Origin of the sequence: Stenotrophomonas sp. pho, assembly GCF_006228405.1 — a bacterium.
Taxonomy (GTDB): Bacteria; Pseudomonadota; Gammaproteobacteria; order Xanthomonadales; family Xanthomonadaceae; genus Stenotrophomonas; species Stenotrophomonas sepilia.
This window is the reverse complement of the sequence record NZ_CP029759.1, coordinates 87,610-105,255: the sequence shown is the minus strand read 5'-3', so window position 1 is coordinate 105,255 and position 17,646 is coordinate 87,610. Positions and strand designations below refer to the sequence as shown.

9 protein-coding genes and 2 pseudogenes are annotated in these 17,646 nt (G+C 67.8%); 10 read left to right on the top strand and 1 reads right to left on the bottom strand.

Annotation, left to right across the window (positions count from 1 at the left end; translation table 11 throughout):
- The first annotated feature begins 106 nt into the window (after window positions 1–106).
- Window positions 107–3,793, top strand: a complete 3,687-nt coding sequence (locus tag DL544_RS00440; protein ID WP_139726576.1) for an indolepyruvate ferredoxin oxidoreductase family protein — start codon at window positions 107–109, stop codon at window positions 3,791–3,793.
- Window positions 3,794–3,865: 72 nt separating this feature from the next.
- Here the strand turns inward: DL544_RS00440 and DL544_RS00435 are convergent, their stop codons facing one another.
- A complete protein-coding gene (locus tag DL544_RS00435; protein WP_005420993.1) occupies window positions 3,866–4,480 on the bottom strand; it encodes a DUF938 domain-containing protein in 615 nt (204 codons plus the stop codon).
- Between the two features lie 723 nt (window positions 4,481–5,203).
- Between DL544_RS00435 and DL544_RS00425 the strand changes: the two genes are divergently transcribed.
- From DL544_RS00425 to DL544_RS00385, 9 genes and pseudogenes are all read left to right on the top strand, one after another.
- On the top strand, window positions 5,204–6,835 hold the full coding sequence (locus DL544_RS00425) for a TldD/PmbA family protein (RefSeq protein WP_164093493.1): 1,632 nt from the start codon (window positions 5,204–5,206) through the stop codon (window positions 6,833–6,835).
- A gap of 30 nt (window positions 6,836–6,865) precedes the next feature.
- A complete protein-coding gene (locus tag DL544_RS00420; protein ID WP_164093492.1) occupies window positions 6,866–8,500 on the top strand; it encodes a TldD/PmbA family protein in 1,635 nt (544 codons plus the stop codon).
- Window positions 8,501–8,520: 20 nt separating this feature from the next.
- A complete protein-coding gene (locus tag DL544_RS00415; RefSeq protein ID WP_139726574.1) occupies window positions 8,521–9,855 on the top strand; it encodes a TldD/PmbA family protein in 1,335 nt (444 codons plus the stop codon).
- On the top strand, window positions 9,855–10,562 hold the full coding sequence (locus tag DL544_RS00410) for a DUF4159 domain-containing protein (RefSeq protein ID WP_005421001.1): 708 nt from the start codon (window positions 9,855–9,857) through the stop codon (window positions 10,560–10,562). The genes DL544_RS00415 and DL544_RS00410 overlap by 1 nt, the downstream gene beginning before the upstream one ends.
- Window positions 10,563–10,578: 16 nt before the next feature.
- Window positions 10,579–11,561: pseudogene (locus DL544_RS00405) on the top strand (AAA family ATPase).
- 7 nt (window positions 11,562–11,568) lie between these two features.
- Window positions 11,569–12,465, top strand: coding sequence for a DUF58 domain-containing protein (locus DL544_RS00400; RefSeq protein WP_139726573.1), 897 nt, complete (start codon window positions 11,569–11,571; stop codon window positions 12,463–12,465).
- Window positions 12,462–13,571 (top strand): annotated as a pseudogene (locus DL544_RS00395) (BatA domain-containing protein); the annotation flags it as partial. The gene DL544_RS00400 and the pseudogene DL544_RS00395, both read left to right, overlap by 4 nt.
- 7 nt (window positions 13,572–13,578) lie before the next feature.
- A complete protein-coding gene (locus DL544_RS00390; RefSeq protein WP_139726572.1) occupies window positions 13,579–15,747 on the top strand; it encodes a DUF4175 domain-containing protein in 2,169 nt (722 codons plus the stop codon).
- On the top strand, window positions 15,744–17,552 hold the full coding sequence (locus DL544_RS00385) for a hypothetical protein (RefSeq protein ID WP_139726571.1): 1,809 nt from the start codon (window positions 15,744–15,746) through the stop codon (window positions 17,550–17,552). Before DL544_RS00390 ends, DL544_RS00385 begins: the two co-directional genes overlap by 4 nt.
- The last annotated feature ends 94 nt before the right edge of the window (window positions 17,553–17,646 follow it).

Genomic DNA, 17,646 nt, shown 5'->3' with positions numbered 1-17,646 from the left:
CGCCGGCGCGAGTGCCGGGGCGGCCGGGCCTCGCTGCTACAATTCGCGCCTTTCCCGTCGCGTGCCTGCACGCGGCCGGTGCCAGCCGATCCTGACCGGGCCAGCCATGACCAGTACCGCGCAACTCACGTCGCCCTCCTCCACCGACCTGATCGACCGTGACTACACGCTCGACCACAAGTACACCCGCAACGAGGGGCGGATCTATCTGAGTGGCGTGCAGGCGCTGGTGAAGCTGCCGCTGATGCAGCGGCTGCGCGACGCACACGAAGGCATCGACAGCGCCGGCTTCGTCAGCGGCTACCGCGGCAGCCCGCTGGGCGGCTTCGACCTGGAGCTGTGGCGCGCACGCAAACACCTCGACGCGGCCAAGGTGAAGTTCACCCCCGGCCTGAACGAGGACCTGGGCGCCACCATGGTGTGGGGCACCCAGCAGACCAACCTGTTCCCCGGCGCCAACGTGCAGGGCGTGTTCGGCATGTGGTACGGCAAGGGCCCGGGCGTGGACCGCTGCGGCGACGTGTTCAAGCACGCCAATGCCGCCGGCACCTCGCGCTACGGCGGGGTGCTGGCACTGGCCGCCGATGACCATGCCTGCCGCAGTTCAACCCTGCCGCATGGCAGCGAGGACGAGTTCGTCAGCGCGATGATGCCGGTACTGAATCCGGCCGGTGTGCAGGACATCCTCGACATGGGCCTGCTGGGCTGGGCGATGAGCCGCTATACCGGGCGCTGGGTCGGCTTCAAGACGATCGCCGAGACAGTCGAATCGTCGGCCTCGGTCGAGGTCGACCCGATGGCGCGCCGCATCGTGCTGCCGGAAGACTTCGAGATGCCGACCGGCGGGCTCAACATCCGCTGGCCGGACCCGCCGCTGGACCAGGAAATGCGCCTGCACCGCTATGCGGTGAAGGCCGCACAGGCGTTCGCCCGCGCCAACGGCATCGACAAGGTGGTGATGGACGCGCCGCGCGCGCGGCTGGGCATCGTCACCACCGGCAAGAGCTACCTGGACGTGCTGCAGGCGCTGGAATACCTGGGCCTGGACGAAGCCGCCTGCGCCGACATCGGCATCCGCGTGTACAAGGTCGGCATGACCTGGCCGCTGGAGCCGCAGGGCATCGCGCGCTTCGCGCAGGGCCTGGAAGACATCATCGTGGTGGAGGAAAAGCGTGCCTTCATCGAGCGTCAGATGAAGGAACAGTTCTTCAACTGGCCGGCCAGCTGGGGCCAGCGCCCGTCCATCGTCGGCAAGTATGACGAGACTGGCGAATGGATCCTGCCGTCCACCGGCGAGCTGACCCCGGCCACCATCGCCGGCGTGATCGGCCGCCGCATCCAGAAGTTCTTCAACAACGCATCGATCGAGCAGCGGCTGCAGTGGATGCAGGAGAAGGAAGCCGAGCTTGCGTTGCCGCGCGCCAGCTTCCCGCGCGTACCGCATTACTGCTCGGGCTGCCCGCACAACACCTCCACCAACGTGCCGGAAGGCTCGCGTGCGCTGGCCGGCATTGGTTGCCATTACATGGTGACCTGGATGGACCGCAGCACCGACACCTTCACCCACATGGGCGGCGAAGGCGTGACCTGGGCCGGGCAGGCGCCGTTCACCGATACCCCGCACGTGTTCCAGAACCTCGGCGACGGCACCTACTTCCACAGCGGCTCGCTGGCGATCCGCCAGGCGGTCGCCGCTGGCGTCAACATCACCTACAAGATCCTCTACAACGATGCGGTGGCGATGACCGGCGGCCAGCCGGTGGACGGTCCGCTGAGCGTGCCGGACATTGCAAAGCAGATGCGCGCCGAAGGCATCCACACCATCGTGGTGCTGTCGGACAACATCGGCAAGTGGACCGGCCAGCGCGAGCACTTCCCCAGCGACGTCGAGTTCCATGACCGCAGCGAACTGGACGAAGTGCAGAAGCGCCTGCGCGAAGTAAAGGGTGTGTCGATCCTGATCTACGAACAGACCTGCGCCACCGAGAAGCGTCGCCGCCGCAAGCGAGGCAAGCTGGAAGACCCGCAGAAGCGGGTGATGATCAACTCGCTGGTCTGCGAAGGCTGCGGTGACTGCGGGAAGAAGAGCTTCTGCGTGTCGGTGCTGCCGAAGGAAACCGAGTTCGGGCGCAAGCGCGAGATCGACCAGTCCAACTGCAACAAGGACTATTCCTGCGTGAACGGCTTCTGCCCCAGCTTCGTCACCGTGCACGGTGGCCAGCCGCGCAAAGGCAGCAAGCGCGATGCGTCCACGCTGCTGGACAACCTGCCGGCGCCGACCCTCCGCGGCAGCCTGGAACAGCCCTGGAACATCCTGATCACCGGCGTCGGCGGTACCGGCGTGGTGACCATCGGTGCGCTGCTGGGCATGGCCGGCCACCTGGAAGGCAAGGGTGCAACCGTGCTCGACCAGACCGGCCTGGCGCAGAAGGGCGGCGCGGTGACCACGCATATCCGCATTGCCCGTCGCCCTGAAGACATCCATGCCGTGCGTATCGCCGCTGGCGAGGCCGACCTGGTGCTGGGCTGCGACATGGTGGTGGTCAATGACTACTGGGCACTGTCGAAGGTGCGTGCCGGCCGTTCGCAGGTGGTGCTGAACACCTACGAAGCGATGCCGGGCACCTTCACCACCCGCCCGGACATGCAGTTCCCCGCCGCCGACATCATCGCCGGCGTGCGCGTGGCACTGGGCGGCCAGGAGCCGCTGCTGCTCGATGCCACCCAGCTGGCCACCGCGCTGCTGGGCGATGCCATTGCCGCCAACCTGTTCATCCTCGGCTACGCCTGGCAGCAGGGCCTGGTGCCGCTGTCGTTCGATTCACTGATGCGCGCCATCGAGCTCAATGGCGCCGCCGTGGCGATGAACCAGCAGGCCTTCGCCTGGGGCCGCCTGGCCGTGGTCGATCCGCAGGCCGTGCAGCAGGCGGCCGGCCTGGTGCGCAACCGCCATACCGATACCGAATCCACCCCGGGCCCGCTGCATCCGCTGCCGCCAGGCGAGTGGGAGGGCAATGAATGGGGTGCCACTGCGGCACCGCGCAACACCGGCGACGAACGCGAACTGCGTGGCCTGCCCTCGCACGGTGGCGACGTGGCGTTCCTGCCGCTGGACGACGCCCGCCTGTCGCGCTCGCTGGATGAAATGATCGAGCGCCGCGCCGCGTTCCTGGTCGAGTACCAGGATGCCGCCTACGCCAAGCGCTACCGTGACCTGGTAGCGCGCGTACGCGCCACCGAAGCCGACCGCATCGGCGGTTCCACTGCGCTGACCGAGACCGTGGCGCGCTACCTGTTCAAGCTGATGGCCTACAAGGACGAGTACGAAGTGGCGCGCCTGTACACCAGCGGTGACTTCCAGCGCCGCCTGCAGCAGCAGTTCGAGGGCGACTACCAGCTGCGCTTCCATCTGGCACCGCCGCTGTTCGCGAAGAAGGACGAGCAGGGACGGCTGTTGAAGAAGGAATACGGCCCGTGGATGTTCAAGGTCTTCGGTCTGTTGGCGAAGCTGAAGTTCCTGCGTGGCGGCCGCTTCGATGTGTTCGGACGCACCGAGGAGCGCCGCATGGAGCGCAAGCTGATTGCTGATTACGAGGCGACGGTGCAGATGCTGCTGGACGGGCTGGAGGATGACCGTCTGTCGCTGGCGGTGGAGATTGCCAGCATTCCCGAGCACATCCGCGGCTTCGGCCATGTCAAGGAAGCGCATTTCGAGCAGGCCAAGGCGCGCGAAGCGGCCCTGCTGGCGCAGTGGCGCAATCCGAAGGCGCTGCATATCGTGCAGGTGGCCTGAAGGTGGTGCCGGCCGCTGGCCGGCATCTTCCTGGCAATCGGTTGCCGGCCAACGGCCGGCACTGCCGGTGGTTCACCCCAACCGCCACAGCAATAGCCGGTTATTGGCCGGCATCGCCACGTCACCCAACCGGGTAAACCCGTTGTCCGCCGCCAGCGCCTGCACCGCTTCGCTGTCACGGATACCGCTGCGCGGGTCGCGCGCCTTCAGCCAGGCATCGAACTGCGCATTGCTGTCACTGGTATAGCGGCCGCCATAGTTGAACGGACCGTAGATCGCCAGCAGCGCACCGTGACGCAACAGTGGCGGCAGCGCGCCGAACAGCACCTGCACGTACTCCCAGCCCATGATGTGCAGCGTGTTGGCGCTGAATGCGGCGTCGAACGTGCTGCTTTCTGGAAGGTCCAGGCCCGTTGCCGGTGGCAGCTCCACCTGCAGCGCCACCGGCGGCAGCAGGTTCAGCAGCGCGGCCTCCGCACGCCAGGCTTCGATGCCGGGCAGATGGTCCGGATGGTCGCTGGGCTGCCAGCGCAGCCATGGCCAGCGCTCGGCGAAGAAGGCTGCGTGCTGGCCGGTACCACTGCCGATCTCCAGCACCCGATGGCGGTCGCCCATCCACGGGTCGAGTGCGGTGGCGATGGGTTCGCGGTTGCGCTCGCAGGCTTCTGAATACGGCTTGCTCGACATCAGGACGGTGTCCAGGCGGGGTCGGCCCCATTGTGCACGAGGGGGTGTCTGCAGGGCTTGCAGCCCTGCACCCGCCGGAGCCAGAGCCAGAGCCAGAGCAACGTCAAAAGCTGGCATTCCGTGGGATGGCAGGGTTGGTCCGGTTGCGGGGACGCCGTAAACCCGTCCTTGGGGCTTGGCCGCGGCATCCATGCCGCAGCCAAGCCCGCAGCCGGACCCACCCCGCCTTCGACAGTTTCCAGCGATCTGTTGGAACGGCTCTTGGGGTCAGATCCGTTTTCCGCAGGAAAACGGATCTGACCCCGGATTCATTTCGATATCTGACAGAAAAATCGTGTCGACCAAGGTCGACACCTACCAACAGCCGCAGGAATCTGTCAGAGCTGGGGCGGTGTCGGATTGCGGGGTGTCAGCCGCATGGATGCGGCTGCCAAGCCTCCATGGACGGATTCACGGCGTCCCCGCAATCCGACACCGCCCCGCCCACCCACGGAATGCCGCTCTGGCTTTGGCTCTGGCTCTGGCTCTGGCTCTGGCTCTGGCTCTGGCTCTGGCTTTGGCCGTTGCCGTTGCATTGAGCAGGTGCAGGGCTGCAAGCCCTGCCGAAACCCTCCCCAACCATGACTGCAGTCACTTGCCCGGTTGCGCCGCGCTGGCGAAAGTCGAGGAGTGGACGTGATCGGTCCGGCGCGTTGCCGACCGCAAGCGAGAGAGAGAAACGCTGTGCAACGACGTGAGTTCCTGGCTTTTTCCGGCCTGGGCCTGGCCGGCCTGCTGCTGCCGCATTCCCGTGCCATCGCCGCCGAGCAGCTGCTGGCGCCGGTCGATACCGCCCAGCGCCGGCGCTTGGCCGAGGTCGCGCTGGCCACCGCACGCACGGCCAAGGCCAGCTACTGCGATGTGCGCATCGGCCGCTACCTCAACCAGTCGGTCATCACCCGCGAGCACCAGGTCGGCAATGTGACCAACCGAGAATCGTCCGGCGTGGGCGTGCGGGTGATCGTCAACGGTGCCTGGGGCTTTGCTGCAACCCATCAGCAGACCGAGGCCGCCGTGCGCGCGGCAGTCGAGCAGGCGGCGGCAATCGCCCGCGCCAACGCCAGCATCCAGACCCGGCCGGTGCAACTGGCGCCGACGCCGTCGGTCGGCGAGGTGCGCTGGCAGACCCCGATCCGCAGGAACGCAATGGCGGTGCCGATCCAGGACAAGGTCGAACTGCTGCTGGCGCTCAACGCCGCCGCGCTGAATGCGGGTGCCGACTACATCAATTCCACCCTGTTCCTGGTCAACGAACAGAAGTACTTCGCCTCCAGCGATGGCTCGTTCATCGACCAGGACATCCACCGCATCTGGCTGCCGTTCACCGCCACCGCCATCGACAAGGCCAGCGGCAAGTTCCGCACCCGCGCCGGTCTTTCCTCGCCGATGGGCATGGGCTATGAGTTCCTTGATGGCGATGCGCGCGGCAAGGTGCATCTGCCGGGTGGCATCACCGCCTACCGCGATTCCTACGACCCGGTCGAGGACGCCATCGCCGCTGCCCGCCACGCCCGCGAGAAGCTGAAGGCGCCGTCGGTAAAGCCCGGCAAGTACGACCTGGTGCTGGACCCATCCAACCTGTTCCTGACCATCCACGAGAACGTCGGCCACCCGCTGGAGCTGGACCGCGTGCTCGGCTACGAAGCCAACTACGCCGGAACCAGCTTCGCCACGCTGGACAAGCGAGATGCCGGTTTCCGCTGGGGCAGCGACATCGTCACCTTCTTCGCCGACAAGACCCAGCCGGGCAGCCTCGGTGCGGTCGGCTACGACGACGAGGGCGTCAAGACCCAGCGCTGGGACCTGGTGCGCGACGGCATCCTGGTCGACTACCAGGCCACCCGCGATGAAGCCCACATCCTCGGCCGCGATGCATCGCATGGCTGCAGCTATGCCGATTCCTGGTCCAGCGTGCAGTTCCAGCGCATGGCCAATGTCTCGCTGGCGCCGGGCAAGCAACCGCTCAGCGTCGCGGACATGATCAAGGACGTGGAGAACGGCATCTACATCCACGGCCGCGGTTCGTATTCGATCGACCAGCAGCGCTACAACGCGCAGTTCGGCGGCCAGCTGTACTACCAGATCAAGGACGGAAAGATCGCCGGCATGGTAGAGGATGCGGCCTACCAGATCCGCACGCCGGAATTCTGGAATGCCTGCACGGCCATCTGCGATGAACGCGACTTCCGCCTGGGCGGTTCGTTCTTCGACGGCAAGGGCCAGCCTGGCCAGGTCTCGGCGGTCTCGCACGGTTCGTCCACCACCCGCTTCAACGGCATCAACATCATCAACACCGCGCGCAGTCTCGGCGCTTGAGCCACCCATCCTTCGATATGGAGAGCAGCCTTGCAAAGACGTGACTTCCTGGCCCTGACCGGGCTTACCGCGGGCGGGCTGATCATGCCCTCCTTCTTCGGCAAGGTGATCGCCGCCGAGCAGCTGCAGAGCACGCTGGACCTGGGGCTGAAGAAGCGCCTGGCCGATGCGGCGCTGGCTGCCGCCCGCCAGGCCGGTGCCACCTACTGCGACGTGCGCATCGGCCGCTACCTGCGGCAGTTCGTGATCACCCGCGAAGACAAAGTGCAGAACGTGGTGAACACCGAGTCCACCGGCGTGGGCATCCGCGTGATCGTCAATGGTGCGTGGGGCTTTGCCGCCACCAATGCGCTGGGCACCGCCGACGTGGCCAAGGCGGCGCAGCAGGCGGCCGCGATCGCCAAGGCCAATGCCGGCGTGCAGACCGCACCGGTGCAGCTGGCCAAGGCACCGGGCGTGGGTGAGGTGAGCTGGCGCACGCCGATCCACAAGAATGCGATGGAGGTGCCGATCAAGGACAAGGTCGGCCTGCTGCTGGACGTCAACGCCGCCGCAATGGGCGCCGGTGCCAGCTTCGTCAACTCGATGCTGTTCCTGGTCAACGAGCAGAAGTACTTCGCCTCCACCGATGGCTCCTACATCGACCAGGACGTGCACCGCATCTGGGCGCCGATGACGGTCACCGCCATCGACAAGAGCAGCGGCAAGTTCCGCACCCGATCGGGCCTGTCCTCGCCGATGGGCCTGGGCTACGAATACCTGGACGGCGCCGCCGCGGGCAAGGTGGTCAGCCCGAATGGCGTGGTCAACTACAGTTCTTCCTACGACATGAAGGAAGACGCCATCGCCGCCGCCCGGCAGGCGCAGGAAAAGCTGAAAGCACCGTCGGTGAAGCCGGGCAAGTACGACCTGGTGCTCGACCCGTCGCACACCTGGCTGACCATCCACGAGTCGATTGGGCACCCGCTGGAACTGGACCGCGTGCTCGGCTACGAAGCCAACTACGCCGGCACCAGCTTCGCCACCCTGGACAAGCGCGAACAGCGTTTCCAGTATGGCAGCGAGCTGGTCAACATCTTCGCCGACAAGACCCAGCCAGGCAGCCTCGGCGCAGTGGCATACGACGACGAAGGCGTGAAGTGCAAGCGCTGGGACCTGATCAGCAACGGCAAGCTGGTGGACTACCAGACCATCCGCGACCAGGCCCACATCCTCGGCAAGACCGAGTCCGACGGCTGCTGCTATGCCGACTCGTGGTCCAGCGTGCAGTTCCAGCGCATGGCCAACGTGTCGATGGCACCGGGCAAGAAGCCGCTGAGCGTGCCGGACCTGATCAAGGACGTGGAGAACGGCATCTACATCATCGGTGACGGTTCGTTCTCGATCGACCAGCAGCGCTACAACGCGCAGTTCGGCGGCCAGCTGTTCTACGAGATCAAGAACGGCCAGATCACCCGCATGCTGGAAGACGTGGCCTACCAGATCCGCACGCCGGAATTCTGGAACGCCTGTACCGCCGTGGCCGACGAGCGCGACTACCGCCTGGGCGGTTCGTTCTTCGACGGCAAGGGCCAGCCGGGACAGGTCTCGGCGGTCTCGCACGGCTCGTCCACCGCGCGCTTCAACGGCATCAACGTCATCAACACCGCACGCAGCCTCGGCTGACCGGTCAGGAGCCCTTACACATGAGTATCTTCACCGAAGCCCAGGCCAAGGCCATCCTCGACAAGGTCATCGCCCTGTCCAAGGCCGGCGAGTGCACCGCCGTGCTGGCCGGTGCAATCAGCGGCAACATCCGTTTCGCGCTGAACAATGTCTCCACCAGCGGCATCGTCGACAACACCGAACTGGCGGTCACCGTCGCCTTCGGCAAGCGCGTCGGCACTGCCTCGATCAACGAGTTCGACGACGCCGCGCTGGAACGCGTGGTACGCCGTGCCGAAGACCTGGCCCGCCTGGCCCCGGAGAACCCGGAGTTCATGCCGGCCATCGGCAAGCAGAGCTACCGCGCCAGCCCGACCTTCAGCGAATCCACCGCCGCGATCGATCCGGCCTTCCGTGCCAAGGTTGCTGCCGATTCGATCGCCCCGTGCCGCGGCCACGGCCTGGTCGCCGCCGGCTTCCTGGAGGACGGCCAGGGCTTCCAGGCCACCGCCAACAGCAACGGCAACTTCGCTTACCAGCGCACCACCAACTTCGATTACACCTGCACTGTGCGCACCGAAGATGGCCGCGGTTCGGGCTGGGTCGGCCGCAACCTGAAGGACGCGGCGGACTTCAAGGCTGACCAGGACATCCGCATCGCCATGCGCAAGGCCACCGAATCGGCCGAAGCCAAGGCACTGGAACCGGGCAAGTACACGGTCATCCTGGAGCCGGCCGCAGCGGCAGGCCTGATCAGCTTCATGATGAATTTCTTCAGTGCACGCTCGGCCGATGAAGGCCGCAGCTTCCTGTCGAAGAAGGGCGGCGGCAACAAGCTGGGCGAGCAGGTCTACGATCCGCGCGTGACCATGATCGCCGACCCGTGGCATCCGGATGCACCGGTGCTGCCGTGGGACAACGAAGGGCTGCCGCGCGAACGCATGGCCATCATCGAGAACGGCAGGATCGCCAATCTGGACTACTCGCGCTTCTGGGCGCAGAAGCAGGGCAAGACCGCCAAGGCCTCGCCGGGCAACCTGCTGATGAGCGGTGGCGACAAGAGCACCGCCGAGCTGGTGCGCGGCACCCAGAAGGGCATCCTGGTCACGCGTACCTGGTACATCCGCATGGTCGATCCGCAGACCGTGCTGCTGACCGGCCTGACCCGCGACGGCACCTTCTACATCGAGAACGGCCAGATCAAGTACCCGGTGAAGAACTTCCGCTTCAACGAGTCGCCGGTGATCATGCTCAACAACATCGAAGAGCTGGGCAAGCCGGTGCGGGTGGCCGGTGATGAATCCAGCTACGTGATGATGATCCCGCCGATGAAGCTGCGCGATTTCACCTTCACCTCGCTGTCCGACGCGGTCTGATGGATCGCCGGGCCTGCCTGCGCTGGTTGGCCGCTGCCGCTTCGGCGGCGGCGCTGCCGGCCTGGGCACAGGCAGGCCCGCGCAGTTCGCGCTATGACTTCTGGTTCACCCGCCTGCAGTACGACTCCGGTGACTGGGACGTGGACGCGCGCATGCCATCCAACCTGATCACCTCGCTGATCGACTACACATCGCTGCGCGTGGACCCGCAGGAACACGTGGTGGCCCTGGCCGACCCGCGCATGCTGGAAGCGCCGTTCTGCTACCTGGCCGGGCACACGCTGGTGGAGTTCAACGCCGCCGAACGGCAGAACTTCGTGCGCTACGTGCGAAATGGCGGCTTCGTCTTCGTCGATGACTGCAACCATGACATCGACGGGCTGTTCGCCACCTCGTTCGAGGCACAGATGGGCCGCCTGTTCGGTCCGAAGGCATTGCAGAAACTGCCCAACAGCCACGCGCTGTACCGCAGTTTCTTCCGCTTCCCGGACGGTCCGCCCGCCACCAGCTTCGAACTCAACGGCTGGGGCGACGACCTGGTGCACGACTATCTGAAGGGCATCGAGGTCGATGGTCGGCTGGGCCTGCTCTACAGCAACAAGGACTATGGCTGCGAGTGGGACTACGACTGGCGCAACAAGCGCTTCCTGGCCGAAGACAACACCCGCTTTGGCGTCAACATCGTGATGTACGCGTTGAACAATTGACAGGACCTGCACGCCCATGAATTCCTCCGACCTCGATTCCCTGCTGCCGCGCCTGGATGAACTGCGCGCCGCGCTCGCACGCGCGGTGGTGGGCCAGCACACCGTGGTCGAGCAGCTGCTGATCGGCCTGCTGGCCGGCGGCCACTGCCTGCTGGAAGGTGCGCCCGGGCTCGGCAAGACCCTGCTGGTACGCTCGCTCGGCCAGGCATTGGAACTGCAGTTCCGGCGCGTGCAGTTCACCCCCGACCTGATGCCCAGTGACATCCTCGGCACCGAGCTGCTGGAGGAAGACCATGGCACCGGCCATCGCCATTTCCGCTTCCAGCAGGGCCCGATCTTCACCCACCTGCTGCTGGCCGACGAACTCAACCGCACCCCGCCCAAGACCCAGGCCGCACTGCTGGAGGCAATGCAGGAACGCACCGTCAGCTACGCCGGAACCACCTACGCGCTTCCCGCTCCGTTCTTCGTGCTGGCCACGCAGAACCCGATCGAGCAGGCCGGCACGTACCCGCTGCCAGAGGCACAGCTGGACCGCTTCCTGCTGCACGTGCTGGTGGATTACCCAGCGAAGACGAGGAGCGGCGGATCCTGGAACAGACCACCGGCGGTGCCACCGACGCGGTGCCGAAAGTGATGGATGCCGAGGCGGTGATCGCCCTGCAGGGGGCTGTGCGGCAGGTGCATGTCAGCCCCGACGTGCTGGCCTGGATCACCCGCCTGGTGCGCGCCAGCCGCCCAGGCGAAGGCGCCCCGGCGGCGATCAACCAATGGGTGAAGTGGGGCGCCGGTCCGCGCGCCGGCCAGTCGCTGGTGCTCGCGGCAAAAGCGCGCGCACTGCTGCAGGGCCGCTTCGCCGCCACCCGCGAGGACGTGCAGGCGCTGGCCGCACCGGTGATGCGCCATCGCCTGCTTCTGTCGTTCGCCGCCGAGGCCGAGCAGAAGCGTGCCGACGACGTGGTCGCCGCCCTGCTGCAGGCCGTGCCGTTCCCGGGTTGAGCCACGCGTGAACGCCGGTACCCCGCTGACCTTGCCTCCGGAACTGCGTGCGCGCCTGCGCCTGCTGCGGCTGCGGCCGCGCCTGGCCAGCGGCGCCAGTGGCATCGGCCAGCACGCCAGCCGCAGCCGCGGTGCCGGCCTCGAATTCGCCCAGTACCGGGCCTACGAACCGGGCGACGAGCTGCGCCAGATCGACTGGAAGCTGTACGCGCGTTCGGACCGCTTCTTCGTGCGCGAATCCGAACGCGAAAGCCCGATCACGGTCTGGCTGCTGCTCGATGCCACCGCCTCGGCCGGCCAGGCCGATCGCGCGGCACCGCAGCGCACGCGCCTGGATCACATGCGCGGCGTGGCCGCCTGCGTGGTGGAACTGGCGCTGCAGCAGGGCGACCGTTTCGGCCTGCTGGCGATCAATGGCGATGGACTGCAGTTGGTGCCCGCAGCGAACGGCGTACGCCAGCGTGACCGCGTGCATCTGCAACTGCATGCCCTGCATGCGCGCGGCACCTGGCCCGTGGCCGATCGCCTGCGCCCGCTGTGGGAGCGTGTGCGCCCGGGCGACCTGCTGCTGGCGATGGGTGATGGCTTCGACGCGGCCTGCATCGTGCTGCTGGAGCAACTGGCCAGCGCACGCCGTGAAGTGGCACTGCTGCAGATCCTCACCGCCGACGAGCGCGACTTCCCGTTCGACGCCGGCCATCGCTTCTGCGATCCGGAAACGGGCGAGGAACTGCTGGGCGATGGCGCGGCGATCCGCGCCGATTACCTGCAGCGCTTCGCCGACGCACGCAACGCATTGCAGTCGCGCCTGCAGGCCAGCGGCATCGCCAGTGCCACCGGCTGGCTCGACCAGCCGCTGGATCATCCACTGCAGGTGCTGTTCGGTCGTGGGGGCGGTGCATGACCCTGCTGTTCCCGTTGGGCCTGGCCGCGCTCGCTGCGTGGTTGCTGCCGCTGCTGATCCATCTGGCCCGGCGCCATCCGTACACGCCGCTGGATTTCGCCGCGCTGCGCTGGCTGCGTGCACAGATCCGCCCGCGCCAGCGCATCCGTTTCGATGACTGGCCGTTGCTGCTGGTGCGCCTGTTGCTGCTGGCTGCATTGGCCATGCTGCTGGCGCGCCCTGCGTTGGTCGGCCCTGCCCCGGTCCCCACTGCCTGGACGGTAGTGGCTCCCGGACTGGACGCGACCGCACTGCGCGGCACCGCCGAAGAGGGCAACTGGCACTGGCTGGCACCCGGCTTCCCCAGCATCGATCAGGCACCGCCGGCATCCAGCACATCGCTGCCCAGCCTGTTGCGTGAGCTGGATGCACAGCTGCCCGCCGGCACCGCGTTGACCGTGCACGTTCCCGATCCCCTGCCCGGTCTGGATGGCGCCCGCGTGCAGCTGTCGCGCGAAGTGCAGTGGCGGCCGCAACCGATACCGGCCACTCCGCAACCGAGTGCCGCGACGATGCCGCGTCTACGCGTGCACAGCGATGCGCCGGCCGCCGCCCAGCACTGGGTGAACGCACTGCAGCGCGCGTGGGGCATGCAGGCGCCGCTCGCTCCTCTGTCGGCCGATGCCCTGCCCGAACGCGGCGAGATCGGCGTATGGAGCCGCAGCGATGCACTGCCGGCGAGCTGGCAGGCATGGCTGCGCCACGGCGGTCGTGCAGTGAGCGCCGGCAAGCCTGCTGGCGACGCCGGCATCCTGCTGCGCAACGCCGACGGCTCACCAGTGCTGTGGCAACAGCGCATCGGCCACGGCGTCCTGTTGTCACTGCCGGGCGACTGGGATGCCTCAGGCAACGCTGCGCTGCGCGACCCGCGGTTGCCGCGTGCCCTGCTGCTGGCGCTGCAACCGCCAGCGTCACCGCGCCTCGGCGATGCACAGGACCAGGCACCACGCCGGGCCGCACTGCCCGCCATAGCGCCCCCAGCGCGTGAGCCAACCACGTGGTTGCTGCTGGCCATCGTGCTGCTGTTCGCGCTGGAGCGCTGGATGGCCAGCAGTCGCCGGCGCAGGGGGCCGCATGAACACCCTGCAGTACGCCTGGCAACGCGCACGCCGTCGCCGTGCACTCGTTACCCTGCTGCTGGGCCTGCCGTGGGCGCTGGCCGCGACGACGCTGGCGCTGCGCCTGGCGGGCTTCGATATCGCCTGCGTGGTCGGCACGGTCAGCGTGCTCGCCTGCGCAGCGCTCGCCACGGCACGTGCCCGCCAGCTGGACCCACAGTGGGTGCAGCGTCAGCTCGATGCCGGCGGTGCCAGCGAGGACAGTGCCGACCTGCTGTTCGCCGATATGGCAACGCTCAATCCGCTGCAGCAGCGCCAGCGCGCGCATGTGCTGGCCACGCTGGAGCGCGCGACACCGGACCTGCGTCCGCGCTGGCCGCGCAGGGCGTTGGCCCTGAGCTGGGTCGCAGGCCTGGCGATCACTGCGCTGGCATTCGGCTGGCCACGTTCCGGCCCCGGCTCCGCACCGGCGCGCACATCGGCGCCTGTCAGCATGGCTGCCGCCGGCCCGCTGCACCTTCAGTCCACCCGCCTGCGGATCGACGCGCCGGCCTATACCGGCCAAGCCACGCGCACCCAGAACGCGTTGGATGCCAAGGTCGCCGCGGACAGCCGGCTGTCGTGGTCGTTGCGCTTCGATCGCGCGCCGGACAAGGCATGGCTTCAGTTCCACGACGGCCGCCGGCTGCCGCTGAGCGAACAGGATGGGCAGTGGCTGGCGCAGGATGTGGCGCGCGTGCCTGTGCTGTACCGCGTGGTGAGCGAACCTGCACTGGCCCAAACCCACCTGCATCGCCTGGATGTGGTCGCTGATCGTGCGCCCAGCGTGCGCGTGCTGGAGCCCGCCGCGACCCTGGTGCTGGGCACGCCCGGGCAACGCCAGTGGTCGTTGCGCTTCGAAGCCAGCGATGACTACGCCGTGGCCACGCAGGCAACGCTGTCGATCACCATTACCCAGGGCAGCGGCGAGAACATCACCTTCGTTCGCCGCAGTGTCGGCCTCACCGGCAGCGGCGAAGCGACTGCACGGCGTTTCGCGTACACCCTCGACCTGGCTGCGCTGGGCGCGCAGCCCGGCAGCGATGTCATCGCCCAGCTGGAAGTACGCGACAACCACGCGCCAACACCGCAGGCTGGGCGCAGCAGCAGCGTGATCCTGCGCCTGCCCAGCGCCGAGGTTGCACTCGGTGCCGAACTGGAAGGCCGCATCAAGAAGACGCTGCCGGCCTACTTCCGCAGCCAGCGGCAGATCATCATCGATGCCGAAGCGCTGATCCGGCAGCGACGCAGCCTCACTGCCGAGGACTTCGTGAAGCGCAGCGATGCGATCGGTGTCGACCAGCGCATCCTGCGCCTGCGCTACGGCCAGTTCCTGGGTGAGGAAAGCGAAGGCGCACCGAAGCCGCCGCCGACCAGCGACCTGCCCACCAGCGATGCGCCAGCTGCAGGCAGCCACGACACCGAGCACGAGCACGACCATGGCACCGAGGCCGGGGCACACGATGAGAATGGCCACGATCACGGCGGCAAGGCGTCCAATGCCGATTCGCCACCGGTGTTCGGCAGCGCCACCGATGTGCTCTCCGAATACGGCCACACCCATGACCATGCCGAGGCCGCGACCCTGCTCGACCCGCAGACCCGGGCCACGCTGAAGGCCGCGCTGGACCAGATGTGGTCGGCCGAAGGCGAGCTGCGCCAGGGCCGGCCAGAGCAGGCGTTGCCGTTTGCCTACAAGGCGCTGGGTTTCATCAAGCAGGTGCAGCAGGCCGAACGCATCTATCTGGCGCGGGTCGGGCCAGAGCTACCACCGATCGATGAAGGCCGTCGCCTCGGCGGTGATCGCGCCGGACTGGCCAGTCGTGAACTGCCGTTGGCCGCCCGAACCCCGCCCGACCGGGCCATCGTTGAAGCTTGGCAGCGCCTCGGTGATGACACCAGCGTGCCCGACCTCAATGCACTCGCTGCCTGGCAGCAGCACAATGCCGCCTACCTGCCCGATGCACTGGATCTGGCCGCCGCCATCGAGCAGCTGCGCATCGAGCCCGGTTGCCACGACTGCCGCCTGCGCCTGCGCGCACAGCTGTGGCGGGCACTGCAACGTCCACTGCCACAGGCGATGCGGCGCAGTGCGGCCGATGCGATGGGCCAGCGCTACCTCGATGCGCTGGAGGCGCAGCCATGACCCCCTCCAGCCCGAACCTGTGGATTGCGCTGGCACTTGCTGTGGTCGTGGTCATCGCCAGCGTGCGCCAGTTGCGTGGAAGCACAGCGCACCGAGGTCGCCGCTGGATCGGCATTGCGCTGCAGATCGCCGCTGCCATGCTGCTGTATGTCTGCCTCGTACCCCTCAATCGCCAGCAGCCCGCAGGCGAGTTGGTCGTGCTGGGAATCGATGCCGACCGGGCTGGCGCACTCCCGGCCAGCGAAGGCCCACTGTTGCTGTTGCCCGAAGCTGCCGATGTGCCCGGCGCACAGCGCGTACCCGACCTGGCCACCGCGCTGCGCCAGCATCCAGCCTCCACGCTGACGCTGGTCGGTGCGGGCCTGGCCGCGCGTGACCGCGACGCAGTACTGCCACGCGACGTACGTTGGCAGCCGACAGCACCGCCGCGCGGCTGGGTCGCCTTGCAGCCACCGGCCGACGCCGCGCCCGGCGCACGCTTCGAGGTACAGGCACAGGCGCGTGGCGTTGCCAGGGCAAAGGCGGAACTGCTCGACCCGGCCGGCAGCGTGGTCGATCGCGCGGATGTTGCCGAAGACGGCCACGTTCAGTTGAGTGGCATCACCCGCGCCGAAGGCCGCAGCGTATTCCAGCTGCGCCTGCTCGATGCCGACGGCCATGTGGTGGACAGCGCACCGGTGCCGCAGCAGACCCTGCCGGCGGCGCCGTTGCGCCTGCAGGTGCGTGCCAGCGCGCCGGGCCCCGAACTGAAGTACCTGCGCCGCTGGGCAGCCGATGCCGGCATCCGCGTGCAGGTGCAGGCCGATACCGGGGCCGGCCTGAGCGTTGGCGACGGGGCCTTGCCGCTGGACGCGGCGTCGCTGGCGCGCAGCGATCTGCTGCTGCTGGACGAGCGCAGCCTGGCGGCATTGAATGCCGCCCAGCTGGCCGCTGTGCGGCAGGCGCTGCGCGAAGGACTGGGCGTGCTGGTACGCAGTGCGGGCGCCCCTTCGGCCAGCGCGCGCCAACGCCTGCACGATCTGGGCCTGCCGCTGCGGGGTGATGGCAGCAGCCAGGTCCTCGAACTTCCCGGCGACGGCGAGAGCGCGGTCCTCGCCGCACGACGTGGCCCGCTCGCCGCGGGTACGCTGCCGACCGGCTACGGCGAAGAGGCAGACCGCAGTTCGCACGACGCCGCGCTGCCCACACTGGAAGCACTGGCGCTGCAGGTACCTGGCAGCAACGCGCTGCTGCACGATCGCATTGGCAAGGCTGTCGGTGGCTGGCGCGCTACCGGCAAAGGCCGCATCGGCCTGCTGCCCATCACCGACAGCTGGCGCTGGGTACTTGCCGGCCGCGATGACCGCCACGGCGAACTGTGGAGCGGCGTGGTTGCCACGCTGGCGCGGGCGCAGGGCAGCGCTGAGGCGTTGTGGTCGCCACAGCCGATCAGCTGGGCGGGCGAACGGCAGGCGCTATGCGGCGTGCAGGCGCCGCTGCTGGCCTTCAACGCACGCGGCGAAGGCACGCCGCTGATCGTCGATGGCGCGACGTCAGACCTGCGCTGCGCGGGCTGGTGGCCGCGCGAGGCGGGCTGGCAGCGCCTGCAGCACGGCGACGCTACCCTCTGGCGCTATGCATTCGACCCGAAGGACGCGCCCGCGCTGCATCAGCAGGCAATGATCGATGCAACCACGCAGGCGCTGGCGGGCAGCTCCCCGGCAACCGCGTCGCTGATGCAACCCGTGCCGGGATCGCGCTGGCCGTGGTGGCTGGCGTTCGTGCTGTGCGCATCGCTGCTGTGGTGGCTGGAGCGACGGCGCTGATCCTGGGGTCAGAACCCTTTCGCCAGCGAAAGGGTTCTGACCCCACCGATCGGATCGCGAACGGCATCCACGCATGGCGTGGATCTACCAGCCC